Below are 26944 nucleotides of genomic sequence, written 5' to 3'. Positions count from 1 at the left end.
CCCATGTCCGAGGCCAGGATCATCGACGGTAAGGCATTCGCGGCCGATCTGCGTGCGCGGATCGGCGAGGAGGTCGCTGCCCTGAAAGCCAGTCATGGCCTCACGCCAGGTCTGGCGGTGGTGCTGGTCGGTGATGATCCCGCCAGTCAGGTCTATGTCCGAAACAAGGGGGAGCAAACCCAGGCGGCGGGCATGTACTCCGAAACGCACCGTCTGCCCGCTGATGTCACTCAGGACGAGCTTCTGGCGCTGGTCGGCAAGCTGAATGCCGACCCGTCTATTCATGGGGTGCTGGTGCAGTTCCCTGTGCCCGACCACCTCAAGCAGTCCGACATCGTCGCGGCGATCTCGCCCGACAAGGATGTTGATGGCCTGACCGTACTCAACGCTGGCCGGCTGGCCAGCGGACTGCCGGCCCTGACGCCCTGCACCCCTCTGGGCTGCATGATGCTGCTGAAGGACGTTCTGGGCGACCTGCGCGGCAAGTCGGCGGTGGTCATCGGTCGATCGAACCTGATGGGCAAGCCGATGGCGCAAATGCTGCTGGCCGCTGACTGCACCGTCACGATCGCCCATTCGCGTAGCGTGGATCTGCCGGGAATCGTTCGCCAGGCCGACATCGTCGTCGCCGCTGTCGGTCGGGCGGAGATGGTCAGGGGCGACTGGATCAAGCCGGGCGCGGTGGTCATCGATGTCGGCATCAGCCGTTTTCCGTCCCGTGATCCGATCGCGGCCGCCGCCGGCAAGACCCGGCTTGTTGGCGACGTCGCCTTCGACGAGGCCAAGGCCGTGGCCGGCGCGATCACGCCGGTGCCGGGCGGGGTGGGGCCGATGACGATCGCCTGCCTGCTGGCCAATACCGTCACGGCGGCCAAGCGGCTGCACGGAATCGACGCCTGATGCGCGGCGCGCTTGTCCTGACGCTGGCTTCCCTGTCGCTCGTCGCTTGTGGAGACAAGATTCCGCCTACCCCGACACCAGAGCAGGCCCTGTTGCTGAAGCCCGCCAATGCGCGCCTGGCGGGTCTCTACGAGACCTCTTGCAAGGCTTGTCACGCCACGCCGGGCACGGGGGCGCCTCTGGTCCATGATCGGGTGGCCTGGGACCCGCGCTGGAAGCAGGGAGAAGCCGTGCTGCTCGACCATGCGGTCCAGGGCTACAAGGCCATGCCGGCTGCAGGTCAGTGCGTGGCTTGCGCGCCGTCCGATTTCCAGGGCCTGATACGATTCATGGCGGGGCGCGAAGATCCCGCATAAGCGGGGGAAAAGCGATGATCTCGAGACGAGGCGCTCTAGTCGCGGGTGGAGCGGGAGCCGGCCTGGTCGTCGCGGGCGGCGCGGGGTTTCTGGTCGCCACGCACGACAAGCCTGAACCCGCGGCGCCGCCATCGGTCAATGCCCAGGGCAAGCTGTTGTGGCGCAACTGGTCCGGTGTCCAGACCGCCTATCCCTCCGCGCGGCTGGCCCCCAAGGACGAGGCCGAACTGGCCCTGATGCTCAAGACCGCAGCAGCGCCGATCCGGCCGGTCGGCGCGGGGCATTCGTTCACGGCCCTGGCCCCGACCAGCGGCGCGCTGGTCTCGCTGGACGCCATGTCCGGCATCGTCGGCTGGGAGGGCGATGAGGCTGTTGTGATGGCGGGTACGCGGCTTGGCGCCCTTGGCCCAGCCCTCGCCGCCAAGGGGCGGGCCATGGCCAATCTGCCCGATATCAACAAGCAGTCACTGGCCGGAGCCCTGGCCACGGCCACGCACGGCACCGGGGCCAAGCTTCAGGCCCTGCATGGCGATGTAACGGGCTTGCGACTGGTCACGCCCGGTGGCCAGGTGATCGACTGCGATGCAACGCGCGAGCCCGAGATCTTCCAGGCCGCCAGGGTGTCGCTCGGCTCGCTGGGTGTGATCGCCCAAGTGCGGCTGAAGACCACTGCCAACCGCCGTATTCGCCGGCGGGTGTGGATCGAGCCGTTCGCGGACGCGCTGGGCAACGCCGAGGCGCGCTGGGCGAACCATCGGAATTTCGAGTTCTATGCCGTTCCCTTCACCGGCCTGGCGGTCGGCATCAGTCACGACGAAACCGACGATCCGGCGGAGGCGCGGGGTCCTGATCAGGATACGGCCTTCCTCGACGCCTTGAAGGGGCTGCGAAACCTTCTGGGATTTTCGACTCCGCTGCGCAAGGCGGCCGCCCGCGCCCTGATGGCCAGCGCCAAACCCGAGACCGCAGTCGATGAAGGCTGGAAGCTCCTTTCGACGGAACGACCGGTGCGCTTCAACGAAATGGAGTTTCACCTGCCGGTCGAGCACCAGCTTCAAGCTTTGCAGGAGGTGGTTGCGACCCTGGAGAGGGAACGACCGGATGTCTTTTTCCCAGTCGAGGTGCGCCGGATAGCGACCGATGACGCCTGGCTGTCGCCCTTTCAGGGCGGCCCGCGCGGCTCGGTCGCCGTGCACACGCACTACAAGGACGACTTCGCGTTCCTGTATGACCTGATCGAGCCGATCTTCCGTCGCCATGGCGGGCGACCGCACTGGGGCAAGCTTCACAGCCTGAACGGCGGTGCGCTTGCGGCGCTGTATCCGCGCTGGGATGATTTCCTCAAGGTGCGGGCGCAGCTGGATCCGGAGGGGCGGATGCTCAATCCGTATCTGAGGGGGCTGTTCGGGCTGACCTGAGGGTTAGCCCGCGAGGTATTCCGCCGTCCGGCCTTCCAGTTCCTCGGCCAGCGCCTTGCCCACCGGATGGGTATCGACCTTGATATCGCCGCGAACGGCCGCCTTGATGGCGTCGATGTGGGCGTCGACCAGGAACATCGGGGCCGAGAGTCGGGTCTCGGGTTCGTCGATCAGCTTGCACAGCGACGCGGCGATGCGGGTGATCAGCGGGAATTCGTAGGTGGCGCCCAGGCCCTTCAGATCGTGGGCGCGCAGGTAGAGGGTCTCGACCGTTTGCGCCGTCAGGCCCTGGGTTTTGACCTCCTGGCGCGCGGCTTCGAGCTTGGTGATCTCATCCTGCAGCCATTGGGCGAAATTGCCGGAAAGGCTTTTCAGGGCCGCCTCGGCCTTGGCGATGGCGGCCATGTCGATACCGCCGCGTCCGCCCACCTTGAGCTTCAGCATGTTCGGAACCTGGATCACCTCAGCGGTGGGTTTAGTCGTCAAGATCGCCTCCCCATCGGCGGGCATTTCCCGATCGCTATCATAGCAGGCGTTAACAACGAATGAGACGCGGATTTCCGTGCGGCGGAACGCCTCAGGCCGAGAACTGTTCGGCCAGCACGCGCTCATCAAGACTACGGCCTGCGTCGAACAACATCGCCAGACTAGTGTCGCGATCCTCCGAGATGTGCACTTCCAGCACGTCGCGGACCTCGAAATTGTCGGCGACCGCGCTTACGGGGCGTTTGTCGGCTTCGAGAATCTCGAAGGTGATCCGAGCGGAGCGCGGCAGCAGGGCTCCGCGCCAGCGACGCGGGCGGAAAGCGCTGATCGGCGTTAGGGCCAGAACCTGGCCGCCAATCGGAATGATCGGCCCATGGGCCGAAAGATTGTAGGCGGTGGAGCCGGCCGGCGTAGCGATCAGGGCGCCGTCACAGACCAGTTCGCTCATTCGCACCTTGCCGTCGATCGAGATTCGCAGCTTGGCGGTCTGCCGCGTCTGGCGCAGCAGGGAAACCTCGTTGATCGCCAGGGCGTGATGATTGCGACGACGCGAGTCGATGGCGGTCATGGCCAGCGGGTGGATCACGGCCCGCTCGGCCGCATTGATCCGCTCCAGCAAGTCGTCCTCGCTGTACTCGTTCATCAGGAAGCCAACCGAGCCGCGGTTCATGCCGTAGATGGGCGTCTGCTTCGCCAGGGCCCCGTGCAGTGTTTCCAGCATGAAGCCGTCGCCGCCGAGCGCCACGATCACCTGAGCGGCGTCTTCGCCGACATCGCCATAGCGGGCGACAAGGCGGTCGCGCGCTTCTTCGGCTTCTGGGCGGTCGCTGGCCTTGAAGGACAGGCGAGTCAGGATGGGCTGAGGCTGGTACATCGAGCCCAAGAGGCGGGAAGCCCGTCCGCTTGTCAAACCGCTCCTACGGCCTGACGGAACGCCATCGCCGCGATGTCGGGGGTGAAGGGTCCAAAGGCGCTGCCGGCGCGCCGGGCGCCTTCATCACCGCCCCCCGGACGTCCGCCGTTCAACTGACGAACATGCTCCAGGATGGTCGGGAACACGCTGCGGTCGATGCCTACCGCAGAGCAGGCCAGGGCCAGGAGCTCCGGGCGATTGCCGTCGATGGCGCGGCGAACCTGATCGGGCTCGAAGCTGCCAAGACGCGCCATCGCCATGATGAAGAGAGGGAGGCGACCTTCGCGCAGAACGCGCAGAAGATAGCCTGGACGCAGTTGTCCCGCCGCGTCGAGCTTTTCGACGAGGGTGCGTTCCATCTCCTCGCGTCCTTCCTCGCTCTCCATGACACCGTCATTGGCTGGATCTTCGCCGCGATGGGCGGCGCGAAGCGCCTCGTCCACTGCGGAGGCCATGGTGTCGGGGTCCAGGTGGAACCGCTTTGTCAGCGCGTCGCGAAGCGCGCGGCCGACCCAAAGATAGAGCTGTTCGGCCAGATCGCTGGAAAGGCGCGGGTGCCGGGCCAGCGGTGAGCGCAGGGCCACGACCTCCCTGGCCCGATCGACCAGCTTGCGCATCCCGTCGGGAGAGATCTCGGCGCTGTTGTTACTGGCCAGGGCGGTCAACACGGCGGGCTCGCCGCGCGCCAGAATCGCTTCGACGACCGATGCCGCCAGTTTTGGGCGGCGGGCGACTTCGATCTGATGTTCCAGCGTCGCCTGCACCAGAAGACGGATCAGGTCATGATCCTGCAGGACAGGGCTGCGCGAGATAATGGGCCGGGCGATTTCGATCTCGTCCAGAGCCATGATGTTGATCAGCGCTGACGGCGCCCAGGGCGCGTCGGCGAGGCGTTCAGCCAAGCGTTGACGGATATCGCGCTCGGCTTCGACCACCAGACTCATGAAAATGGAATCGAGCAGCCGCTGGACATCGGGGTCGCCGGGCGCGCCAACGGCCTCGGTCGCTTCGCAAAGCTCGATTATACCTGTCAGCAGCCGTTCTCGATCGCCCGGATCGCGGCTGCGCGCCAGTGACAGAAGCTTTGCGGTCTGGACGGCTTGGATGACCAGCCTCCTCGAATCCCGAACTCGGTAAGGATGACCTTGCTGCTCGCAAATGAAAACATGCTTAAACAGGCTTGCCCGACAAACGACAAGAATAGCGACCTGTTGTCGCGGATGAAGCTTAGGGACGGTGAGGCGCGAGCATGGCTGAGCAACTGATTCTGGCTCTGGATCAGGGTACGACCAGCACACGGGCGATCCTGTTCGACACGACGGGCGGGGCGTTGGCTGACGCGACCAGACCCTTGAGGCAGAGTTATCCCGCCGATGGCTGGGTCGAGCATGACGCCGAAGAGATATTCGCCGCTTGTGTGGCCGTGTTGCGCGAGGCCATGGAGAACTCAGGTCGGGACGTGGCCGATCTGGCCGCCATCGGCGTGACCAACCAGCGCGAGACGGTCGTGATCTGGGACAGGGCGACGGGGCGTCCGATCCATCCCGCCATTGTCTGGCAGGACCGGCGGACGGCGGACACTTGCGAGCGCCTGAGAGACGCGGGCCACGGGCCGAGCGTGGCGTCGATCACCGGGCTGCTGCTCGATCCGTATTTCTCAGGCTCCAAGATCGCCTGGATTCTGGACCACGTCGCCGGAGCCCGCGCCCGGGCCGAGGCCGGTGAACTGCTGTGCGGCACCATGGACAGCTGGGTGATCTGGCGGCTGACCGGCGGGGCTGTTCACGCCACCGACGCCACGAACGCCTCACGCACCCTGCTGTTCGATATCGAGGCGCAGGCATGGTCCCAGCCCATGCTGGACCTGCTGGACGTACCCGCCGGTCTTTTGCCCCGGGTCCTGGATTGTGCCGACGACTACGGCGTCATGAGCAGCGATGTCTTGGGTATCGAAGTCCCGATCCGGGGCGTGGCGGGCGACCAGCAGGCGGCGCTGATGGGGCAGGGTTGTATCCGGCCAGGCCAGATGAAGGCCACCTACGGCACGGGCTGCTTCATGCTGATCAATACAGGCGAAGCCCGTCCGGTCTCGCGATCGCGCCTGTTGACCACCGTGGCGGCGCGGGTCAACGGCAAGACGACCTATGCCCTCGAGGGTTCAATCTTTGTCGCCGGCGCCGCGATCCAGTGGCTGGGTGAAGGATTGGGCATTACAGGCGGGCCTAGAGCCGCCGAGGCCCTGGCCCGCGCCGCCAAGCCCGATCATGGCGTCGTGGTTGTCCCGGCCTTCACCGGTCTGGGCGCTCCATGGTGGGACGCCGGCGCGCGGGGCGCGATCTTCGGCCTGACCCGCGATGCCGGCCTGCCCGAGATCGCCGCCGCCACCTACGATGCCTGCGCCCTGCAAAGCCGCGACCTGATCGAAGCCATGCGGGCCGACGCGCCCGGCGCCTTTGGCGAGGAGGCGCAACTGCGGATCGACGGCGGCATGTCCAAGAGCGCCTGGTTCTCGCAACGCCTCTCCGACCTGACCGGCATGCCGGTGCAACGCGCCAGCTATCTGGAAACCACGGCCTTGGGCGCGGCCTTGTTCGCGGGCCTGGGAGCCGGTGTCTTCGCATCGATTGAAGAGGCCGCCGCCGCGCGACCGTCGGCTGAAGCTCTGACCCCGTCCATGTCTCTGCATCACCGGGAAGCCGCCTATTCGCGGTGGCTGGACGCGGTGCCCCGCGTTCGCACCTGAATATTTCCGGCCTTACGCATAACGCGGGTCGCCTGTTTCGCGGCGGCTTGCTATGACATCGCTGTCATAACGAGAGGTAAGTCCCCCCATGACCCCGACGCGCCGTTCCATCACCCTGGGGGCCAGCGCGGCCGTCATCGTCGGAGGATTTTCGATGCCCGCCCAGGCCGCTCGCCCGACCGTGGGCAAGATCCGCCGCCTGTCGCCCGCGCTTGACGCCGTGATGACGGAGAACACGCCGATCGAGCAGATCGCCGACGGCTTCGTCTGGTCCGAAGGGCCGGTCTGGGTGAAGGACGGCGGCTATCTTGTCTTCTCCGACGTGCCGGCCAACATCATGTATCGCTGGACCGAGAAGGACGGCGCGAGCGTGTTCCTGCAGCCGTCGGGTTATGACGGCCCGCCGACCAAGATCTTCCGCGAGTCGGGGTCGAATGGCCTGGCCCTGGATGCCTCAGGCGCTCTGCTGGTCTGCGACCACGGCAACCGGGCGATATCGAAGGTCGATCTCACGACCCGGAAGAAGACGATCCTGCTCGATCGCTATCAGGGCAAGAGGTTCAACAGTCCTAACGACCTGGCGGTCGCCCGCTCCGGCGCGATCTATTTCACCGACCCTCCCTATGGCCTGGAGGGCCTGAACGCCTCGCCGGTCAAGGAGATGGCCTTCAACGGAGTCTATCTGCGCCGACCCGACGGCTCGGTCGCTGTGCTGGACGACAGGTTGACCTTTCCCAACGGGCTGGCCCTGACGCCGGATGAGAAGCGTCTGTATGTCTCGGTCTCCGATCCGGATGGTCCCGTGATCATGGTCTATGACCTGGGCGCCGATGGCCTGCCCGAGAAGTCCTCGGTGTTTTTCGACGCCATGGCCCTGCACAAGGCGGGCGGCCCCGGCCTGCCGGACGGCATGTGTCTGGACACCGATGGCCGTCTCTACGCCACGGGGCCGGGCGGCGTTCTGGTGATCACGCCAGAGGGCGAACTGATCGGCGTGATCGAGACGGGCCGCCCCGTCGCCAACTGCGCCTTCGGAGAAGATGGTCACACCCTGTTCCTGACCTCCGACGACATCCTCGTCCGCCTACGCCTCAAGACCACCGGCCTGATCTAGGAGCGCGCCATGGATCTTTTCAGCAAGCGCAGCTTTCTCGCGGGAGGTCTGGCGCTGGGCGCTGTGGCCTCGGGGCCGGCGGAAGCTCTGACCCAGGCCCAGGCCGAAGGTCGCACACTGGGCTATGCGATCCTTGGTCTAGGCTACTATGCGACCCAGATCATTATGCCGCGCTTCGTGGAGTGCGAACATTCTAGGATCGCAGCCCTGGTCAGCGGCTCGCCCGACAAGCTCAAGCGGTTCGGTGCGCAATATGGCGTGCCCGAGGGCAGCCTCTACAGCTACGAGACGTTCGACCGGATCATCGACAATCCGGCGGTTGATATCGTCTACGTCGTCACGCCCAACAGCCTGCATCGCAGCTTTGTCGAGCGTGCGGCCAAGGCCGGCAAGCATGTGATGTGTGAAAAGCCGATGGCCACCTCGGTCGCCGATGGTGAGGCCATGATCGCCGCCTGCAAGGCCGCCGGTCGCAAGTTGATGATCGGCTACCGCAGTCGGTTCCAGGCTCATAATATCGACGCGATCGCCTTGGCGCGGAGCGGAGCCCTGGGCCCGGTTCGAACCATTGTCGCCGATCATGGCTTCACCATCGGCGATCCCGAGCAATGGCGGCTGAAGCGGGCGTTGTCAGGCGGGGGCAGTCTGATGGATATCGGCATCTACAGCCTCAACGCCGCCCGCTACCTGACCGGTGAGGAGCCTGTCGCGGTCAATGCGATCGAGTCCACCGATCGCAGCGATGTCCGTTTCCGTCAGGTGGAGGATGTCATCACCTTCCAACTCCTGTTTCCGTCGGGCGCGACGGCCAATTGTGTCTCGGCCTACAGCGTCAACGTCAATCGCTACAGGATTTCGGGACCCCGCGGCTGGGTGGAGATCGAGCCGGCCACGGGCTATGGCGGTCAAACGATGCGGGCGCAATTGAACGGCCAGACAGGTCCGCGCGAGCCCGCGCCGACCAGGGCCAAGAGCCAGTTCGCCGGTCAACTGGATCACCTGTCGGAATGTATCCTCACTGACCGCGAACCCCTGGTCGGCGGCGAGGAGGGGGTGAGGGACCTCAAGGTGATCGAAGCCATCTACCGCGCGGCGCGCGAAGGTCGGACGGTGCGGTTGTGATCCGCTGTCTCGCCTTGATCGCCGCCCTTGTGCTCGCGCCCTTCGCGGCGATGGCGCAGCAGCAGGTCTTTCTGTGGCCCAAGGGCGCGCCCGGCTTTGAAAGTCGCCGCGATATTCCAGAGCAGGCCGCGGAATACTGGGCCAAGAGCATCAACAATCCCTCGGTCACCGCCTGGCTGCCGCCGAAGGACAAGGCGACGGGCGCGGCGCTGATCGTGCTCCCGGGCGGTGGTCACAAGCTGTTGGTGATACATCCCGAGGGCACGGACGTGGCCAAGGTGATGAACCCGATGGGCGTCGCGGTCTTCGTGCTGAAGTACCGGCTGTTTCGAGAGGAAGGCTCACCCTACACGATCGATCATGCCCGACAGGATGCCGCCCGAGCCGTGCGCTTTGTCCGCGCCAACGCCGCCCAATTCGGTGTCGATCCCCATCGGATCGGTCTGATGGGCTTTTCCGGCGGCGGCGAAGTGGTCAACCTCGAGGTTTACGGAAACGCTGAAAACGATCCGAAGGTTGATGCGATCGACAGCGTCAGTGCGCGGCCTGACTTCCAGGTGCTGATCTATCCGGGGCCGCTGGGCGTGCCTGACAAGGTTCCCGCCGGATCCCCGCCAGCCTTCATCCTCGCGGCCGATGACGATGAATGTTGTTCGACGCCGCCCGTGGAGCTCCTGACGAAGTTCCGCGCGGCCAAGGTCCCTGTTGAGTTCCACCTGTTCCAGACGGGCGGTCACGCCTTCAACATGGGTTTCCGGACGAGCAAGGCCGCGATCAGGGTCTGGCCGGACCGGCTGAGAGACTGGATGGCCGACAACGGCTGGCTGGCCCGGTAGGCAGCTGCCTTAACCTCTGATTGGAAGTTTTGCGGCTAGCTGAACTCGACCCTGAATTGTTCTGGTCGAGTTTGAGGCGAGTCACAATGGGGCAGGCGAGCAACGCCTTTCTGGCGGGCGGGGTGTTTACCGCCGTGTTCGCCGCCGCCTGGTGGGCTCTGCCGGGTCTGACGCCAAAATCCCCGGCGGACGAGCCGATGGCGTTCGCCAACAAGCCTGCTGAGGTCATCGGCACATTCCAGGATGTCCTCACGAGCGACGAGCGTCGGCGCGAGGGTTCCGTAACAGGGAAGGGTGCGATCGCTGTCGAGGACGACAACGAAGCCAGAATGGTTCTTCTGGCCGTTCGTATGAAGGGCCACAAGGCGTCGCTGGAATTCGTCAAGGCGGCCCAGAATGACGCTCCGCCCAATCCGGCCCTGGTGCGATATGCGGTGATCGATGCTGGCGCGGGCAGGAAGACAGCCTGTGTGTCCACCCTGAGCGATGGCCGCGTCGCGCATGGGCAGACGACCTACTCGGCGACCGAGATCGACGATAACGACGGCTCAGCCCCGCTTGCCCAATACATCCTCAGCGGTTGCGCCCAGGCCATCCGCGACCATGCCAAGGTGCTGACGCATGTGCAGTACCTGCAGCACACAAGCGCGATCCTGCCAAAGACCCGCGAGTACGACGCCGAGCGCCAGCAAATCGTCGAGATGATCCGCAGCATACGTCAGGGACAGCGCTAGTCGGCCGCGTCGATATAGGCCTTCACCCGCGCGAAAAGGTCTTCGAACATCGGCGTCGTCAGGCGGCCGGTGTTCGTGTTGAGCCGCGAGCAATGATAGCTGTTGAACACCCGGTAGCGACCGGCCTGGAACTCCGAGCCGTGGCCCGGAATGCCCGCCGAGGCCTTCAGGCCCAGGGCCTTGAGCACATTGCGCCGCGAGACGTCACCCAGAGTGACGATGGCCTTCAGGTTCGGAAAAGCCTCGATGCGGTTGGTCAGGAAGGGGCGGCAGCTATTCTCTTCAGAGGTCTCGGGCTTGTTGCCTGGCGGGGCGCAACGGACGGCGTTGGTCACCGCGCTGCCGATCAGTTTCAGGGAGTCGTCTGGACGGGCCTCGAACTTGCCCGTGGCGAAACCGAACTTGATCAGGGTGTCGTAGAGCAGGGTGCCGGCGTAGTCCCCGGTGAAGGGGCGCCCCGTGCGGTTGGCGCCCTTGCGGCCTGGAGCCAGACCCACGACCAGCAGCCGCGCATCCTTGTCGCCGAATGACGGCGCGGGTCCGTTGAACCAGTCCGGGTACAGTTCCTGGTTTTCGCGACGATAGGCGACAAGGCGCGGACAGAGCGGGCAGTCGCGCGAGGGTTCCGCCGGGGAGGGGACCTTCTCGCCGGCAATGTTGGACCGCTCAGTATTCATCGTCGGCCTCGCGCTCGGCCAGGGTGCGGGCGTCGGCGACCGGGCGCGGCGCGGGCGCGCGTTGCGGCCGACCGATGATGTTGCCCAGGTCGTTGAGGTCGACAAAGTTGTCGGCCTGGCGGCGCAGGTCGTCGCTGGTCATCGGCGGCTGGCTTTTCATGGTGGAAACCACCGTCACCCGACGACCCTTGCGCTGGACGGCCTCGACCAGCGCGCGGAAATCACCGTCGCCCGAGAACAGCACAAGGTGGTCGGCCGTCTCCGCCATCTGCAGCATGTCGACGGCGATCTCGATGTCCATGTCGCCGCGCCAGCGCTTGCGGCCCTGACTGTCGGTGAACTCGCGGGCGGGTTTGGTCACGAGGGTGAAGCCATTGTAGTCGAGCCAGTCGACCAGGGGGCGGATCGGCGAATAGTCGTCATTCTCGTTGATGGCGGTGTAATAATAGGCCCGGATCAGGACGCCGCGCTTTTTGAACTCGTCGAGCAGCTTGCGGTAGTCGATGTCGAAGCCCAGCGCCTTGGCGGCCGAATAGAGATTGGCCCCGTCGATGAACAGGGCCAGACGGTCGGTCGGGTAGAAGGTCAACGCGGTAGATCCTTGAAAAATACGGTCGATCGAAATCACTTGGACGAGGCGGTCGTGGTGGCGCTCGGCTGCAATCTGCCCGGAGCCTATACGAGTCGCGAGGTCTTGTTGGAAAGCGCGCTCGACGCCCTGCCCGGCGTCGGTCTGAACGTGATCGCGCGGTCGGGCTGGTGGACCTCGGCGGCCTGGCCGGATCCTTCCGGGCCCGGCTATCTGAACGGCGTCGCGATCGTTGAAACATCGCTCTCGCCGCAGGCGACACTCGAGGCCCTGCATGGAGTCGAAGCGCGTTTCGGGCGGGCGAGGGGAGAGCTGAACGCGGCGCGGACCCTGGATCTTGATCTGATCGCGCATGGCCGGATCGTGACGACCGAAGGCCTTGTCCTGCCCCATCCTCGCGGTCACGAGCGCCTCTTCGTGATGGGGCCGCTGGCCGAGATCGCGCCGGACTGGCGTCATCCGACGATCGGCGAGACGGCCAGCGACTTGGCACGGACTGCCCAGGTCGGGCGCGACGCCAGCCGCACTGGACTTCCCTGAGCGAAGCGGGCATAAGCGCCCCCTCGCGAAAGATGGGCGACAACCCAGGCGACGTTGCGTAACGTCGTCAGGCTCCTTATTTTGCAGAGCATCACGGCTAGCCCGAGGAATTCATGGCCCGCGTCACCGTCGAAGATTGCGTCGAGAAGGTTCCGAACCGCTTCGCGCTCGTCCTGCTGTCTGCCCACCGGGCGCGCGGCATCTCGGCCGGCGCCGCGCTGCTGGTCGATCGCGACAATGACAAGAACCCCGTCGTCGCTCTGCGTGAAATCGCCGACGACGTCGTCGATCACGAAGGCCTCAAGGAACAGCTGATCAGCACGCTGCAACGCGTGGATGAGCATACCGAGGCCGAGGAAGAAGCCGAAACCCTGGCCCTGCTGGCTGATCCGAGCCACATGCAGATGAGCGAGCTTGAACTGGTTCGCGCCCTGCAGAGCGACCGTGACGGCGGCCAGGAGGAGCGGTACTGAGCCCCGACGGCACAGACCCTCTGACCCTTGAAGCGGCGGCTGCCGCCGCTCCATCCGAACGCGCGCCCGTCGATCCTCAAGCCGAGGTCGATCCGGGCGCGTCTTCGTTTATGGCCTCCAGCGAGGCCGCGCCGGCCGTCGCCCCGAAGCCGCGCCAGAAAATCCTTCGCCAGTACGAACTGATCGAGCGGGTCCACTCGTACGATCCGACGGCCGACGAAGCGCTGCTGAACCGGGCCTATGTCTACGCCATGCGGATGCACGGCAGTCAGACCCGCGCCAGCGGCGACCCTTACTACGCTCACCCGATCGAGGTGGCGGGCATCCTGACCGAGTATCGGCTCGACACGGCGACCATCGTCACGGCTCTGCTGCATGACGTGATCGAGGACACCCCGGTCACCCGCGAGGACATCGCCGGTCTGTTCGGCGATGAGATCGCCGAACTGGTCGAAGGCGTCACCAAGCTTTCCAAGCTGGAACTGCAAGCCGAGCATTCGCGCCAGGCCGAGAACCTTCGCAAGTTCATTCTGGCGATCAGCAAGGATGTTCGCGTTCTGCTGGTCAAGCTGGCCGACCGTCTGCACAACATGCGGACGCTCCACTTCATCAAGACGCAGGCCAAGCGCGAGCGTATCGCTCGCGAGACGCGCGACATCTATGCGCCGCTGGCGCGCAACATCGGCTGCCATCGGATCTGCACCGAACTGGAAGAGCTGTCGTTCGAGCACACCAATCCGGTGGCTCGCAACGCGATCATTCGCCGGCTCGACACCCTGCGGGCGGAGCAGGGTGGTGCGGTGGCCCTGGTCAGCCAGGAAATCGCCGCGCGGCTCGACGCCGCCGGCTTGCCCGCCCGGGTCTTCGGGCGGGAAAAGTCGCCCTATTCGATCTGGCGCAAGCTGCAGCGCAAATCGATTGGCTTCTCGCAGATGTCCGACATCTACGCCTTCCGCGTGATCGTCGACAGCGAGGAGGATTGCTACAGGGCCCTGGGTGTCGTCCACCGCGCCTGGTCCAGTGTGCCCGACCGCTTCAAGGACTTCATCTCGACGCCCAAGCGGAACAATTACCGATCGCTGCATACGACGGTGGTCGGGCCGCGCGGCATGCGCATCGAGATGCAGATCCGCACCGAGTCGATGGACCGGGTGAACGAAGAGGGCGTGGCCGCCCACTTCCGCTACAAGGACGCCTCGTATGGCCTCGACCTTGAGGGCATGGAAGCCGCAGGCGGCCGCGACCCGTTGGCCAATCTGCGTCAGCTGGTGCAGGTGCTGGAACACGGCGGCGACGCCGAGGAACTGGTCGAACACGCCAAGCTCGAGATGTTCCTCGACCAGGTCTTCGTGTTCACGCCCAAGGGCAAGCTGGTCAGCCTGCCGCGCGGGGCCATGCCGCTCGACTTCGCCTATGCTGTCCACACCAGCGTCGGCGACACCTGTATCGGCGTGAAGATCAACGGCGAGCTGAAGCCGCTGCGCACGGGTCTGAACAACGGCGACGTCGTCGAGGTTATTCGCGGCTCCAAGCCGGTGGTGCCGCCGGACTGGCGCTCGCTGACCGTGACCGGCCGCGCCCGCTCGGCCATTCGCCGTCATATCCGTCAGACCGAGAAGGAAGAGTTCCTTCGCCTGGGGCGGTCGTCGGTCGAGCAGATCTTCGAGCGTGCGGGCAAGCGTCTGAAGGATGTTTCGCTGCGTCCGATCCTCGAACGCTTTGCGCTGGACGGTGACGAGGCGCTGTACGACGCGGTCGGCCGAGGTCGGGTCTCGCCCAGCCAGGTTCTGGAAACCGCCTTCCCGGGCATGAAGGACACCGAGATGGCGGCCGCTTCGGCGCGTCGCAAGATCGAGGGCGGCAAGGGCGCGCGGCTCTATGTGCGCGGCGGCGGCCTGACCCCGGGCGTGTCCCTGCACTTCGCCCATTGCTGCAGCCCCGTGCCGGGCGATCGCATCGTTGGCATCCTCCGCGAAGACGGTGAAGGGCTCGACGTCCACACCATCGACTGCCCCAAGTTGGCCGACTACGAGGACCAGGAAGATCTCTGGCGCGACCTGAACTGGACGCCGGAGGCCGAGCGCGAGACGGTGTCGCTGACCCGTCTGCACGCCACGATCCAGAATGCCCCCGGCGTGTTGGGGCAGGTTTGCACCATCATCGGCGAGGCCGGCGGCAATATCGTCAATCTGCGCATGCACCATCGCCAGAGCGACTTCTTCGACACCGACATCGATGTCGAAGTGCGCGACGCCAAGCACCTGACCAATATCTCGGCGGCCTTGCGGGCCTGTCCGTCGGTCGAGACCGTCGACCGGACGCGCGGCTAGGCCTTCAGGGCCGCCACGGCGTCGCGGGTCGCCGCCGTCAGCAGGTCGGGCAGGGCGTCCAGGGCGAACCAGCCCCAGTCGGCCAGTGCGTGTGCTTCCTGAATGGCGGGCTCGCCTTCAAACCGCTGGGTTCGATACGTGATCGCCACCCAATGATAGTCGTCAGCGATCATGTCGGTGACCGCCAGGACGGGGCCGCCGACGATCGCGATGCCCAGTTCCTCCTGGATCTCGCGCTCGGCGCAGGTTCGCGCCGCTTCGCCCCAGTCGAGCTTGCCGCCGGGAACGCCCCAGTGGTCGGCCTCGGGGGCCTTGATCCGCTTGACCAGCAGCAGGCGACCTTGGTCGTCGAGGATGGCGGCGCCGCAGCCGACGCGGGGACGTTGGGGTTCGGTCATGGGCGCGATAGAGCCAAAACCGACCCGATGCGCAAGACGCGACGCCCCCGTTTGAAGACTCGCTCGCCTCGGCTATATCCACCGCCCATGACCAATGATGACGTCCTCGACGAATTCCGCGCCGCCGGCGCGCTGCGCGAAGGCCACTTCGTGCTCTCCTCCGGCCTGCACAGCCCGGTCTTCCTGCAGAAGAACCTGGTGTTCATGCGCCCCGAGCGCTGCGAGCGCCTGTGCAAGGCCCTGGCCGAGAAGATCATCGCCACGGTCGGCCAGCCCGACGTCGCGGTTTCGCCGGCCGTCGGCGGGATCATTCCCGGCTATGAGACCGCCCGCCACCTGAACGTCGCCTCGATCTATGTCGAGCGCGAGGGTGGCGGCTTCAAGTTCCGGCGCGGCTTTCACCTCGAACCCGGCCAGAAGGTCGTGATGGTCGAGGACATCGTCACCACCGGCCTGTCGTCGCGCGAATGCATCGCCGCGATCCAGGAAGCCGGCGGCGACGTCATCGCCGCCGCCTGCATCGTCGACCGCTCTGGCGGCAAGGCCGATGTCGGCGTGCCGCTGGTCTCTCTGTGCAGCCTGGAAGTGCCGGCCTATCCGGCCGACGCCCTGCCGCCGGAGCTGGCCGCGATCCCCATCGAGGATCCCGGCAGCCGCCGGCTGAAGGCTCAGTAATCACTTGGCCGCAGCAGGCGGCGTCAGCTGCTTGACCGGCCAGGCGATGCCCAACTGCTCCAGATAGGTCCCGTACTTGGCGGGGTCGTAATAGAAGGCGCGCATGGCCGGCCGGTAGGTCGCCATGATGTTGGCGTTGATCTGGGTCTGCGGCTTGTCGGTCGCCGACAGCATCGGCACGTATTTCTGGTCCTTGGTCTGGACGTCCCTGAACCAGGCCTTTGACTCTTGCAGCAGCTTTGGCTGGGTCAGCAGGTCCAGCGCCGTCATCGCCACCACTTTCGAGCCCGCCGCGACGCCCTTGTGGGCGATGGGCGTGGCCATCGAGATGGCGTTGGCCCAGTGGTGGCCGGGCAGGTCAGGGATGTTGGACGGATAGTTGATCGTGATGGTCGGCATGATCCAAGAGATGTCGCCGATATCGTCCGAGCCGCCGCTCTCGGGCTTGGCCTCGGGCGCGGTCAGGCCCTTCAGCTTGATGTCCAGGCCGTCCTTCTTGGTCGAGCCGACATTGGTCTGCACCGCCTTGGCGAAGGCCTGTTCGTCGTCCGTCCATTTGGGCAGGCCCACCGCCTCGATATTGGCCTGCGCGGCCTGCGCCATCGGCTTGTTGAAGTAGCGGGGCGCTGCCGTGCCGACCACCATGTGATCGACCGTGGTGTCGGTCATGTCGGCGGCGGCCTGGGCGATCTTGTTGCCGATCGCGTAGTTCTTCTTGATCGCATCGAAGCTCTGCTCGCGGAAATAGTACCAGACGGTGGCTTCCGAGGGCACGACGTTGGGCTGGTCGCCGCCGTCGGTGATCACATAGTGCGAGCGCTGTTCGGGCTTGAGATGCTCACGCCGCATGTTCCAGCCCATGTCCATCAGTTCGACGGCGTCCAGGGCGCTGCGGCCGCGCCAGGGCGCGCCGGCCGAGTGGGCGGATTCGCCGTGGAAGCTGTACTTTACCGAGACCAGCCCCGTGCCGTTCGAAGGACCCCAGCTGGTCTGAAGGTTGGAGCCCACATGGGTGAAGATCGTCACGTCCACGTCCTTGAAGACGCCGTCGCGCACCATGTAGGCCTTGCCCGCCACCAGTTCCTCGGCGACGCCGGGCCACAGCATCAGGGTGCCGGCGATGTGCTCCTTGATCATCAGGTCCTTGAGCGCCAGCGCCGCCACGATGTTCAGGGCCTGGCCGGAATTGTGACCTTCGCCATGGCCGGGCGCGCCGGGGATGATCGGGTCATGCCAGGGCACGCCAGGCTTCTGCGAGGCCTTGGGAATGCAGTCGATGTCGCTGCCCAGGGCGATGACCGGTCCGCCGGCGCCGTTGGTCCAGCTGGCCGTCCAGGCGGTGGGGATGCCCGACACCCCGCGCTGGATCGTGAAGCCGTTCTCCTCCAGCACGCTGGTGATGTATTTCGAGGTTTCGACTTCCTGAAAGCCCAGCTCGCCGAACGAGAAGATCTGGTCGTTCATCACCTGTGAAAGCTTGGCCCGCGCCTCCACGCCGGCGACGACCTGAGCCTTCAAGGCCTTCAGCTTGCCGGCCGAAACAGCCGGCGCCGCCAGCGCCGATCCGGCCGTCGTGGCCATCAGCAAGGTCAGGGCCGCGGCCCGGGCGGTCTTCAGGATCATGGTCTTCCCCCATTTCGGAGCCGAGACCTTCGGCGGCGGCGCGGCGGCTGTCCATGCTGTTTTGGCGCGCTGGATCGGAACCGGGGCATGCGCTGCTTTTCAGGTCTCCACGCATCGGTCTGAAGGCGATAGGATGTTCGCGACGGCCAGGGATCGGCCGCCGATCGCGTTCGAGGGCGGTAAGATTTTTAGCGAGCATCAGATGAGCGTCCGCCTGGGCGTCAATATCGACCACGTGGCGACGATCCGGAATGCCCGGGGGTCTAGCTATCCCGAGCCCGTGCGCGCCGCCGAGCTGGCCCTGGCGGCCGGCGCCGACGGCATCACGGCCCACCTGCGCGAGGACCGCCGGCACATCTCCGACGCCGACATCGCGCTGCTGACCGACCTGTGCCTGAAACGCGGCAAGCCGCTGAACTTCGAGATGGCCGTCACCGACGAGATGGTCGGCATCGCCCTGAAGGCTCGCCCCCACGCCGCTTGCCTGGTGCCCGAGCGCCGCGAGGAGGTGACCACCGAAGGCGGCCTGGACGTCGTGCGCGGCTATGACTCCATCGCCGCCGCAACGGCTCGGCTTCGTGAGGCCGGCAGCCGAGTGTCGCTGTTCATCGACGCCGAGGCCGGTCAGATCGAGGCCTCGCACCGCCTCGGCGCCCAGGTGATCGAGCTGCACACCGGCGCCTATTGCGACGCGGCCAGGGCCGGTGAGGTCGAGCGGGCGACCGCCATTCTCCAGCGCCTGCAGGACGGCGCGGCCCTTGCCTCGAGCCTCGGGCTGGAGGTCCATGCCGGCCACGGGATCGACTATGCCACGGTCAAGCCGGTGGCGGCCATCCCGCAGATCGCCGAGCTGAACATCGGCCACTTCCTGATCGGCGAGGCGATTTTCGTAGGTCTGCCGCAGGCGATTCATCGGATGCGGGCCCTGATGGACGCGGCCAGACTGGACGTCGCAGCGTGATCATCGGCATCGGCTCGGACCTGTGCGACATTCGCCGGATCGAGAAGTCGCTGGAGCGCTTTGGCGAGCGGTTCACGCACAAGGTGTTCACCGAGATCGAGCGGGCGCGGTCGGAGCGTAAGCCTGATCGCGCCAGCAGCTACGCCAAGCGCTTCGCCGCCAAGGAGGCCTGCGCCAAGGCCCTGGGCACGGGCCTGAAGCGCGGCGTGCATCTGGCCGGCATGGGCGTGGTCAACCTGCCGTCGGGCAAGCCGACCCTGGCCCTGACCGGCGGCGCGGCCGAGCGGTTGGCCTCCATGGTCCCGGAGGGCATGACGCCGGTGATCCACCTGTCGCTGACCGACGATCATCCCTACGCCCAGGCCTTCGTGATCATCGAGGCTCTTCCGGAATAGGCGTTTCCGGGCCGGGCGGTCTTCGCCCAACCCGCGCCATGAAGCCGATGTAATCGCCGGGCGCTTGCCCCTGTCGCCAAGCCCGTCTAGCTAAGCCTGTCCGGTTCGCCGGAACCCCATTGCCTGAGAGCTCCGCGCCCGCATGACCGACGCCGCCGACACCTCGCCGCCCGAAGAAGACAAGGGCGGCGCCGTCCGGGAATTCATCGAGATCATCAAGACGGTGGCCTACGCCCTGGCCATCGCCCTTGTGCTGCGGGTCCTGCTGTTCCAGCCCTTCACGATCCCGTCGGGCTCGATGGAGCCGAACCTGCTGGAAGGCGACTACATCATCGTCAGCAAGTTCAGCTATGGCTGGAGCAAGCACTCGATCCCGTTCAGCCCGCCGCTGTTCAACGGCCGGATCCTGGGCCACGCCCCCAAGCGCGGCGACATCATCGTCTTCAAGCTGCCGCGCGACGGCCGCACCGATTACATCAAGCGCCTGATCGGCATGCCGGGCGACAAGGTCCAGGTGCGCGGCGGCGTCGTCAATATCAATGGCAAGCCCCTGACCCAGGAGGTCCGTCCGCCGGCCCTGGTCGACATGGGCTATGGCTTCACCCAGCAGGTGCAGCGCTTCCAGGAAACCAATCCGGAAGGGCGCAAGTACATCACCCAGGACTATGGTCCCGACAGCCGCGGCGACAGCACCGGCGTCTATACCGTTCCGGCCGGCTGCTATTTCTTCATGGGCGACAATCGCGACAACTCGGCCGATAGCCGTTTTGATCCGGGCACCTCGCCGTTCAAGACCGGCTCGGGCGTCTGCAAGTGGGACTATGAGCTGGACCAGTATATCGGCGACGAGGTCGGGGTCGGCTTCGTTCCGGCCGAGAACCTGGTCGGCAAGGCCCAGATCATCCTGCTGTCGTGGAACCGCAACGCGGCTCTGTTCAAGCCCTGGACCTGGGTGCTGGATGCGCGTCCCAGCCGCTTCTTCCGCGTCCTGAAGTGAACCTGAACAATGGATAGACGGGTCGTCGCCGTCGGCGACCTGGAGCGCCGGATCGGTCATACGTTTTCGGATCGCCATCTGCTCGAACAGGCCCTGACGCACGCCAGCGTCGGGGACGGGGCCAAGAAGACCGCCGACAACGAGGTGCTGGAGTTCATCGGCGACCGCGTGCTGGGCCTGCTGGCCGCCGAGGCCCTGGCCGAGCGGTTCCCGCAGGCCAAGGAAGGCGAGCTGGCGCCGCGCCTCAACGCCCTGGTCAGCCGCGAGACCTGCGCCCGCGTGGCCCGCGCCGCCGAGCTGGGCCCGGCCCTGCGCCTGTCGGCCTCGTCCAGCAAGATCGGCGGTCGCGAGACCGATTCGATCCTGGCCGGCGGCTGCGAGGCCCTGATGGCGGCCCTGTATCGCGACGGCGGGCTGGAGACGGCGCGCCGGGTGTTCCTCGATCTGTGGTCGGCGGAGTTCGACCGCGCCGCCGCCGGCAAGCCGCGCGATCCCAAGACCGCCCTGCAGGAATGGGCGCAGGGCAAGGGCAAGCCGTTGCCGACCTATGCCGTCAAGGACCGCACGGGCCCAGACCACGCGCCGGTGTTCACCGTCCAGGTCGTGGTCGCCGGCATCGATCCGGTCTTCGCCACCGGCCGCTCGCGCCAGGACGCCGAGAAAGCCGCCGCCAGGGCGTTGCTGGATCGGGAAGGCGCGGAGTAGGGGCAGCCCCCGGCGGGCCTTTGCAGATCCTCCCCCCAGTGGGGGAGGTGGCCCGAAGGGCCGGAGGGGGAAGTCCCTTCTGTTCATGGCGCCCCCTCACCGTCGCCCTTTGGGCGACCCCTCTCCCACGGGGAGAGGATCTTGGCGCGGACACGGCTTCGCAGCCTCGCGCGGAAACCGCCGAGTTGATGGGAAGGGTCGCGGAGCGTCCGGGCCTCGCCCGGAATGTGTGAGTTCTAAGTACCGTTTCGACGAAGACAGACGCTCCGCGTGATCGTTATCCCTCTGGCCGGGGCGCGCGGGTCTGGTTCAACCCTTCACCCCCATCCGGGCGCTCCTCCTCGCGACGGACCCAGCCTTGGGCCGCAGCCTCGCCGATTCCGGAGGACCCGGAACGTACCTTCGGACGGGCGGGGACCTCCGACGAGAGTTCCCCGATGGACAGGTTTACGTCACCTGTCCTCGTTTAAGCCCAGCCCGGTCCCGCTCACGCGACTCCGGTGGCCCCGCTCGATCACCCCTGACAGCCGCCTCTGGTCGCCGGCCGGACGCCCTTCCCGTGCTGTCAGGTGAGATTGATTATGCGGGCGGTTTGAACGCGGAGGATTGGCGCGATCAACTATTTTACAAGCCGTTGATCAGGCTTGGGTTTGTTCTGGAAACGACGGGGATAGAGCGCGGCGTATCCCCACTAGTCCTGCCCCTGAAGGGGGAGGGGTCGGCCCCTTCGGGCCGACGGAGGGGGAAGTGCTGCTGACTCCTTGCGGTCTTCCCCCACCGGCCTCCGGCCGCCTCCCCCTTCAGGGGGAGGACTTGGTAGCGCGCGCCTTGCCCCCTTCGCGCCGAAGAGAGCCATTCCTAAATCTCACGGCAAGACGATCGCCGGACTGTGGAGGTTGCAGCCTCCAAGAGATGTAAGGCTTGGCGCGGCTTGGGGGCGTCGGCTTTCGGTATTGATGTCAAGGACTGCTCTCGACCCAATTGGGAAGTTGGGAAAGTCCGCTTGCGGGTAATCACTCGCGGACTAAGTTCAAGGAAGAAGCGTGCGAGGGGTTGCGATGCAGGATGCGGTTAGACAGCTCGTGGCCGTCGCACCAACGCTCGATGACAGCTTGGACGAGAGTCCTCTCAAAGAGGCGACAAATCTTCTCGATCAGCTCGTTCAACCACTCTCTGAAGACGATGTCAGAGCGCTGTTGTCGCTTTTGCCGCCATCAGGCGACACTGCCTTTGGGCTGAATTGGACAATTCTTCACAGGATTGAAGCTGCGCCGAGTTGGCCAATTTGGACCGCGTTGACCGACACCGACAATGAGTGGACAGCCACGTTTCTAACTCGGCTGGAGAATGGCGGCTACATTCAGCCCCAATCCAGCCCGGGCATCTGAGGTCTACTAGCCACCCAAAACAGACCCTCGCAACCTCCGCTCAGGACCTCGAACCACCGTCCTCGGCCCCGGATCCCCATCAGGGGGAGGAATTCCGGCCCCGCTGTGCTACACGCACGCGCAATGACTGAAAACACCTCACAGAACACCGCCCTGCCTACGCGGGCCGGCTTCGCCGCCATCATCGGCGCGCCCAATGCGGGCAAGTCCACCCTGGTCAACCGCATGGTCGGGGCAAAGGTCTCGATCGTCACCCAGAAGGTCCAGACCACGCGCTTTCCCGTGCGCGGCGTGGCCATGCATGGCGCGGCCCAGATCATCCTGGTCGATACCCCCGGCATCTTCAGCCCTCGCCGCCGCCTGGACCGCGCCATGGTCCGTTCGGCCTGGAGCGGCTCGGAAGAGGCCGAGGTCACCGTGCACCTGGTCGACGTCCAGGCCGAGCTGGCCTCGAACGTCAACAAGGCCACGCCGGCCGAGCACCGCTCGGTGCAGGACGTCCAGACCATCATCGAGGGCCTGAAGACCGCCAACCGCCAGGTGATCCTGGCGCTGAACAAGATCGACGGCGTCAAGCGCGACACCCTGCTGGCCGTGACCAAGGAACTGTTCGACACCGGCGTCTATTCGGAAGTCTTCATGATCAGCGCCGCCACCGGCGCGGGCGTCGACGACCTTCTGGAACGCCTGGCCGGCATGATGCCGGAAAGCCCCTGGCTGTATCCGGAAGACCAGACCGCCGACCTGCCGGCCCGCCTGCTGGCCGCCGAGATCACCCGCGAGAAGATCTATCTGCGCGTCCACGAGGAGCTGCCCTACGCGGCTTCGGTCGAAACGACCGCCTTCGAGGAACGCGCCGACGGCAGCGCCCGCATCGAGCAGACCATCTATGTCGAACGCGACGGCCAGCGCGCCATCGTGCTGGGCAAAGGCGGCCAGACCCTGAAATGGATCGGCCAGGCCTCGCGCGAGGAGTTGTGCGAGATCCTCGACCGCAAGGTGCACCTGTTCCTGCACGTGAAGGTCAAGGAAAACTGGGCCGAGGAGCGCGGCCTGTTCAACGACATGGGTCTGGACTTCGACGCCTGATGACCCAAGGCCGCGCCGCCGTTCTCGCGGCGCGGCCCTTGACTTCAGCCCCGACAGGCTGTCCCTACGGATGAGAACATACCGGGAATATCGAGCCCAGTGAGCAAGATCGACACCGCCTTTTCATCGACCGTTCCGGCCGTCGACCTCGACGCCTATTTCGCGCGGATCGGCTATGACGGCCCGCGTGAGCCGACCCTGGCCGTGCTGCGGGCCATCACCCAGAAGCACCCTGACGCCATACCGTTCGAGAACCTGGACGTGCTGCTGGGACGAGGCGTTTCGATCGATCCGGCGGCCATCGACGCCAAGCTGATCGGGGCAGGGCGGGGCGGCTATTGCTACGAACAGAACGGCCTGCTCAAGCGGGTGCTGAGCGGCGTCGGCTTCAGGGTCGAGGGGCTGATGGCCCGGGTGCTGTGGATGGCGCCGGTCGGTGCGCCGCCCCGGCCGCGCTCGCACATGGTGCTGGGCGTGGAGATCGACGGCGAGACTTGGCTGGCCGACGCCGGCTTTGGCGGCTGCGTGCTGACCGCGCCGCTGCGCCTGTTTTCCGACGAGATCCAGGACAGCCCCAACGGCCAGTTGCGCATCGTCGACGCCGGCCACGGCGGCGTGGCCGAGCGGCAGGTTCAGGCCAATCTGTCGGGCAAGTGGTCGCCGCTCTATCAGGTGGCCCAGGGCGCCTGGGCCGATGTCGACTACGAGCAGGTCAACTACTTCACCTACACCCATCCCTCGTCGCACTTCACCTGGAGCATGACGGTGGGGCGCACGACGCCGACCGCGCGCTACGCCCTGAAGAACAACCGCCTGACCCACCGTGATCAGACCGGCGCCCTGGTCGAGCAGCGCGACCTGTCGGTCGACGAGCTGGAAGTCACCTTGCGCGACATCATCGGCCTGCCGGTCGAGGCCGACTGGCGCCCGGTGCTGGAAAAGGTCGTCGGCTGGGGAACACCCACCTAGATGGAATGGGAGGACGAGGCCCTTGTCCTTTCGGCTCGCATCCATGGCGAGACCGGCGCGATCGTCGAGCTGCTGACGCTGGAGCGCGGCAAGTTCGCGGCCCACGTCTCGGGCGCGGCCTCGCGGCGGATGAAGCCATTCCTGCAGCCGGGCTCGCGGGTGATCGCGCGCTACCGCGCCCGGATGTCGGACCAGCTGGGCGCGGCCACGCTGGAGCCGATGGGCGAGGGGGTGGCGTCGCTGTTCGACGATCCGCTGGCCCTGGCCGGCCTGTCGTCGGCGGCCTCGCTGGCGGCCGGCGCCCTGCCCGAGCGCGAGGCCCATCCCGGCGCTTTCCACGCGCTGGAGGCCCTGATCGGCGTGCTGCAGATCCCCGACATCTGGCCGGCGGTCTATGTGCGCTATGAGGCCGGGCTGCTGCAGGAGCTGGGTTTTGGCCTGGACCTGTCCAAGTGCGCGGCCACCGGCAGCTTCGACGACCTGATCTATGTCAGCCCCCGCACCGGCCGCGCCGTCAGCCGCGCGGCGGGCGAGCCCTACAGGGACAAGCTGTTGCCGCTGCCACCGTTTCTGCTGTCGGCCCAGGGTGGTCTGGCGGAGGGCGACGTGAAGGCGGGGCTGGATATCACCGGCCACTTTCTGGAGCAGTTCGTGTTCGGTCCGCTGAACCGCCCGCTGCCGCCGACGCGGACCTGGCTGCTGGATCGCCTGAGCGAGGCGGGGCGGCTTTAAGAACCGTCACAAAGGCGCGATATCGGCAGACCCGTTCAAGGAGTCGCCGATGTCCATCCTGCTCGATCGCTACGCCCTGTCGCGCCGACGCGCCCTGGCCGCTTTTGGCGGCGTCGCCGCCACCGCCCTGTCGATCCCGCTGTTCAGCGGCCAGGCCCTGGCCCAACCGGTGTTCTCGATCTATCCGTTCCAGCTGGGCGTCGCCTCGGGCGATCCGCAGCCGGATGGTTTCGTGATCTGGACGCGCCTGGCGCCGGAGCCGATGGAGATCGGCCACGGCATGCCCAGCCAGCCCGTCGAAGTGTCGTGGGAAGTGGCCGCCGATGCTGGCTTCAGGACCGTGGTCGCCAAGGGCGTCGCGGTGGCCATGCCCGAACTGGCCCACGCCGTCCACGTCGAAGTCGGCGGCCTGGAGGCGGGTCGCGACTACTGGTACCGCTTCGTGGCCGGCAAGGAGCGCAGCCTGACGGGCCGGGCCCGCACGACCCCGGCCCCGGGCTCGACCGTGGATCGCGTCCGCTTCGCCGTCGCCGGCTGCCAGCACTATGAGAACGGCTACTACACCGCCCATCGGCGGCTGGCCGAGGACCGCCCCGACTTCGTGTTCTGCTACGGCGACTACATCTATGAGGGGCGCGGCAACCGCCTGTCGAACGGGCCCAACGGGCCGGTCGAGAACGTGCGCCAGCATTTCGGCGGCGAGATCTACAGCCTCGACGACTATCGCCGCCGCTACGCCCTCTACAAGATGGACACCGACCTGCAGGCCGCCCACGCCGCCGCGCCGTGGTTCGTGGTCTGGGACGACCATGAAACCGACAACAACTGGGTCAGCGACATGGACCAGGACGGCGTCGATCCCAAGATCTTCAACCTGCGCAGACAGGCGGCGGTCCAGGCCTATTTCGAGAACATGCCGCTTCGCCCCAGCAGCTTTCCGGTTGGAACCACGATCCAGCTGTACCGCCGCGCCAGCTTCGGCGGTCTGATGGACCTGAATCTGCTCGACACCCGCCAGTTTCGCAGCGACCAGCCCTGCGGTGACAAGTTCGGCGCCTGCGGCGAGCTGGAAAACCTCAAGGCCGAGGTGCTGGGTCTGAAGCAGGAGAAGTGGCTGCTGGATGGCCTGTCGGCGTCGAAAGCGCGCTGGAACGTGCTGGCCCAGCAGGTGATGATGATGGATCTGGATCGCGATCCCGGCCCGGGCGTCATCGCCAATCCGGACTCCTGGGCGGGCTATCGTTCGCCGCGCAACCGGCTGCTGAAACAGATCCGCGACCGCAAGATCGTCAATCCGATCGTGCTGACCGGCGACGAGCATCAGAACTATGCCGGCGAGCTGTACCTGGACGGAGCGCATCCCGAGGGCGCGCCGATCGGCACGGAATTTGTCGTCACGTCGATCACCTCCGGCGGCGACGGCGCCGACCAGCGCGAGGACATGGCGAAGATCCAGGCGGTCAATCCGCAGCTGAAGTTCAACAACAACCAGCGCGGCTACGCCATCTGCGACGTGACGCCGGAGCGTTGGACGACGGAGTTCAAGGTGCTGGACGCCGTCACCCGGCGCGACGGCAAGCTGACCACGCGGGCGAAGCTGGCGGTCGAAGCCGGAAATCCGCGCCTGGCGACCGTCTAGGCCATCGCCCCCAATCCCGATCTCCCCGGCGAAAGCCGGGCCCCAGATCGAACCCAGGGCGCGAACTGTTCGTCTGGGACAGGAGGCGCGTTATCCCCAAACGCTCAGGCTGAATCTGGGCCCCGGCTTTCGCCGGGGAGAG

General features: G+C 66.2%; 27 protein-coding genes and 1 pseudogene. 21 read left to right on the top strand and 7 right to left on the bottom strand.

Going from position 1 to position 26944, the window contains the following annotated elements; all coding sequences use genetic code 11:
- The first annotated feature begins 3 nt into the window (after positions 1-3).
- The 3 genes from folD (at position 4) to ACQY9P_RS20200 (ending at position 2674) form a co-directional block, all read left to right on the top strand.
- The gene (folD, locus tag ACQY9P_RS20210; protein WP_421737454.1) at positions 4-900 is read left to right on the top strand and encodes a bifunctional methylenetetrahydrofolate dehydrogenase/methenyltetrahydrofolate cyclohydrolase FolD; all 897 of its coding nucleotides are present in this window, start codon (positions 4-6) and stop codon (positions 898-900) included.
- Positions 901-992: 92 nt separating this feature from the next.
- Positions 993-1256 carry a c-type cytochrome gene (locus ACQY9P_RS20205; RefSeq protein WP_421737455.1) on the top strand — a complete coding sequence of 88 codons (264 nt, stop codon included), beginning with the start codon at positions 993-995 and terminating at the stop codon, positions 1254-1256.
- A 14-nt stretch (positions 1257-1270) separates the two neighbouring features.
- Positions 1271-2674 (top strand): D-arabinono-1,4-lactone oxidase, encoded by a 1404-nt coding sequence (locus ACQY9P_RS20200; RefSeq protein ID WP_421737456.1) that lies wholly within the window; start codon positions 1271-1273, stop codon positions 2672-2674.
- Positions 2675-2677: 3 nt separating this feature from the next.
- Here ACQY9P_RS20200 and ACQY9P_RS20195 read toward each other — a convergent pair whose 3' ends face one another.
- The 3 genes from ACQY9P_RS20195 to ACQY9P_RS20185 all read right to left on the bottom strand — a co-directional run bounded on the left by ACQY9P_RS20195 (position 2678) and on the right by ACQY9P_RS20185 (position 5152).
- A complete protein-coding gene (locus ACQY9P_RS20195) occupies positions 2678-3160 on the bottom strand; it encodes an Hpt domain-containing protein (RefSeq protein WP_421737457.1) in 483 nt (160 codons plus the stop codon).
- Positions 3161-3251: 91 nt separating this feature from the next.
- Positions 3252-4034 (bottom strand): NAD kinase, encoded by a 783-nt coding sequence (locus ACQY9P_RS20190; RefSeq protein ID WP_421737458.1) that lies wholly within the window; start codon positions 4032-4034, stop codon positions 3252-3254.
- 32 nt (positions 4035-4066) lie between these two features.
- Positions 4067-5152, bottom strand: coding sequence for a DUF2336 domain-containing protein (locus ACQY9P_RS20185; RefSeq protein ID WP_421738286.1), 1086 nt, complete (start codon positions 5150-5152; stop codon positions 4067-4069).
- Positions 5153-5322: 170 nt separating this feature from the next.
- On the opposite strand from ACQY9P_RS20185, the gene glpK reads away from it, so the two are divergent.
- From glpK to ACQY9P_RS20160, 5 genes and pseudogenes are all read left to right on the top strand, one after another.
- Positions 5323-6816 carry a glycerol kinase GlpK gene (glpK, locus tag ACQY9P_RS20180; protein WP_421737459.1) on the top strand — a complete coding sequence of 498 codons (1494 nt, stop codon included), beginning with the start codon at positions 5323-5325 and terminating at the stop codon, positions 6814-6816.
- A gap of 88 nt (positions 6817-6904) precedes the next feature.
- Positions 6905-7930 carry an SMP-30/gluconolactonase/LRE family protein gene (locus ACQY9P_RS20175; protein WP_421737460.1) on the top strand — a complete coding sequence of 342 codons (1026 nt, stop codon included), beginning with the start codon at positions 6905-6907 and terminating at the stop codon, positions 7928-7930.
- 6 nt (positions 7931-7936) lie between these two features.
- A pseudogene (locus ACQY9P_RS20170) lies at positions 7937-9052 on the top strand (Gfo/Idh/MocA family protein); the annotation flags it as partial.
- A gap of 50 nt (positions 9053-9102) precedes the next feature.
- Positions 9103-9888: an alpha/beta hydrolase gene (locus ACQY9P_RS20165; protein ID WP_421738287.1), complete on the top strand. Its 786-nt coding sequence runs from the start codon at positions 9103-9105 to the stop codon at positions 9886-9888.
- Positions 9889-9974: 86 nt separating this feature from the next.
- Positions 9975-10622 carry a hypothetical protein gene (locus ACQY9P_RS20160; RefSeq protein WP_421737461.1) on the top strand — a complete coding sequence of 216 codons (648 nt, stop codon included), beginning with the start codon at positions 9975-9977 and terminating at the stop codon, positions 10620-10622.
- Here ACQY9P_RS20160 and ACQY9P_RS20155 read toward each other — a convergent pair.
- Both ACQY9P_RS20155 and ACQY9P_RS20150 read right to left on the bottom strand, forming a co-directional pair.
- Entirely contained in the window at positions 10619-11299 is a 681-nt protein-coding gene (locus tag ACQY9P_RS20155; RefSeq protein WP_421737462.1) for a uracil-DNA glycosylase, read from the bottom strand. The two genes, ACQY9P_RS20160 and ACQY9P_RS20155, sit on opposite strands and share 4 nt — an antisense overlap.
- Positions 11289-11888 (bottom strand): NYN domain-containing protein, encoded by a 600-nt coding sequence (locus tag ACQY9P_RS20150; protein ID WP_421737463.1) that lies wholly within the window; start codon positions 11886-11888, stop codon positions 11289-11291. Before ACQY9P_RS20150 ends, ACQY9P_RS20155 begins: the two co-directional genes overlap by 11 nt.
- A gap of 39 nt (positions 11889-11927) precedes the next feature.
- On the opposite strand from ACQY9P_RS20150, the gene folK reads away from it, so the two are divergent.
- The 3 genes from folK (at position 11928) to ACQY9P_RS20135 (ending at position 15231) form a co-directional block, all read left to right on the top strand.
- Positions 11928-12428 carry a 2-amino-4-hydroxy-6-hydroxymethyldihydropteridine diphosphokinase gene (gene folK / locus ACQY9P_RS20145; protein ID WP_421737464.1) on the top strand — a complete coding sequence of 167 codons (501 nt, stop codon included), beginning with the start codon at positions 11928-11930 and terminating at the stop codon, positions 12426-12428.
- A 113-nt stretch (positions 12429-12541) separates the two neighbouring features.
- Positions 12542-12901: a DNA-directed RNA polymerase subunit omega gene (gene rpoZ / locus ACQY9P_RS20140; protein WP_035049486.1), complete on the top strand. Its 360-nt coding sequence runs from the start codon at positions 12542-12544 to the stop codon at positions 12899-12901.
- 110 nt (positions 12902-13011) lie between these two features.
- Positions 13012-15231, top strand: coding sequence for a RelA/SpoT family protein (locus ACQY9P_RS20135; RefSeq protein WP_421737465.1), 2220 nt, complete (start codon positions 13012-13014; stop codon positions 15229-15231).
- Here the strand turns inward: ACQY9P_RS20135 and ACQY9P_RS20130 are convergent.
- On the bottom strand, positions 15228-15629 hold the full coding sequence (locus ACQY9P_RS20130) for an NUDIX domain-containing protein (RefSeq protein WP_421737466.1): 402 nt from the start codon (positions 15627-15629) through the stop codon (positions 15228-15230). The two genes, ACQY9P_RS20135 and ACQY9P_RS20130, sit on opposite strands and share 4 nt — an antisense overlap.
- Positions 15630-15716: 87 nt before the next feature.
- Here ACQY9P_RS20130 and pyrE point away from each other — a divergent pair, with 87 nt between their 5' ends.
- Positions 15717-16304, top strand: a complete 588-nt coding sequence (pyrE, locus tag ACQY9P_RS20125; protein ID WP_421737467.1) for an orotate phosphoribosyltransferase — start codon at positions 15717-15719, stop codon at positions 16302-16304.
- Here pyrE and ACQY9P_RS20120 read toward each other — a convergent pair whose 3' ends face one another.
- Positions 16305-17927 (bottom strand): amidohydrolase, encoded by a 1623-nt coding sequence (locus ACQY9P_RS20120; RefSeq protein WP_421737468.1) that lies wholly within the window; start codon positions 17925-17927, stop codon positions 16305-16307. It lies immediately after the preceding gene.
- A 202-nt stretch (positions 17928-18129) separates the two neighbouring features.
- On the opposite strand from ACQY9P_RS20120, the gene ACQY9P_RS20115 reads away from it, so the two are divergent.
- The 9 genes from ACQY9P_RS20115 (at position 18130) to ACQY9P_RS20075 (ending at position 26802) form a co-directional block, all read left to right on the top strand.
- Complete coding sequence (locus ACQY9P_RS20115; protein ID WP_421737469.1) at positions 18130-18888, top strand: pyridoxine 5'-phosphate synthase; 759 nt, start codon at positions 18130-18132, stop codon at positions 18886-18888.
- Positions 18885-19283, top strand: a complete 399-nt coding sequence (gene acpS, locus ACQY9P_RS20110; RefSeq protein ID WP_421737470.1) for a holo-ACP synthase — start codon at positions 18885-18887, stop codon at positions 19281-19283. Before ACQY9P_RS20115 ends, acpS begins: the two co-directional genes overlap by 4 nt.
- Before the next feature lie 142 nt (positions 19284-19425).
- Positions 19426-20280: a signal peptidase I gene (lepB, locus tag ACQY9P_RS20105; RefSeq protein WP_421737471.1), complete on the top strand. Its 855-nt coding sequence runs from the start codon at positions 19426-19428 to the stop codon at positions 20278-20280.
- 9 nt (positions 20281-20289) lie between these two features.
- Positions 20290-20985: a ribonuclease III gene (gene rnc, locus ACQY9P_RS20100; RefSeq protein ID WP_421737472.1), complete on the top strand. Its 696-nt coding sequence runs from the start codon at positions 20290-20292 to the stop codon at positions 20983-20985.
- 1058 nt (positions 20986-22043) lie between these two features.
- The gene (locus tag ACQY9P_RS20095; protein ID WP_421737473.1) at positions 22044-22373 is read left to right on the top strand and encodes a hypothetical protein; all 330 of its coding nucleotides are present in this window, start codon (positions 22044-22046) and stop codon (positions 22371-22373) included.
- A 123-nt stretch (positions 22374-22496) separates the two neighbouring features.
- Positions 22497-23462, top strand: coding sequence for a GTPase Era (gene era / locus ACQY9P_RS20090; protein WP_421737474.1), 966 nt, complete (start codon positions 22497-22499; stop codon positions 23460-23462).
- A gap of 108 nt (positions 23463-23570) precedes the next feature.
- The gene (locus ACQY9P_RS20085) at positions 23571-24431 is read left to right on the top strand and encodes an arylamine N-acetyltransferase family protein (protein WP_421738288.1); all 861 of its coding nucleotides are present in this window, start codon (positions 23571-23573) and stop codon (positions 24429-24431) included.
- Entirely contained in the window at positions 24432-25163 is a 732-nt protein-coding gene (gene recO, locus ACQY9P_RS20080; protein WP_421737475.1) for a DNA repair protein RecO, read from the top strand.
- Positions 25164-25212: 49 nt separating this feature from the next.
- On the top strand, positions 25213-26802 hold the full coding sequence (locus ACQY9P_RS20075) for an alkaline phosphatase D family protein (protein WP_421737476.1): 1590 nt from the start codon (positions 25213-25215) through the stop codon (positions 26800-26802).
- Positions 26803-26944 lie beyond the last annotated feature (142 nt).

It is taken from the genome of Caulobacter sp. (genome assembly GCF_965279145.1).
Lineage (GTDB): Bacteria > Pseudomonadota > Alphaproteobacteria > Caulobacterales > Caulobacteraceae > Caulobacter.
Note: the sequence above shows the minus strand (reverse complement) of the source record. Positions and strands in the feature narration are given on the sequence as shown.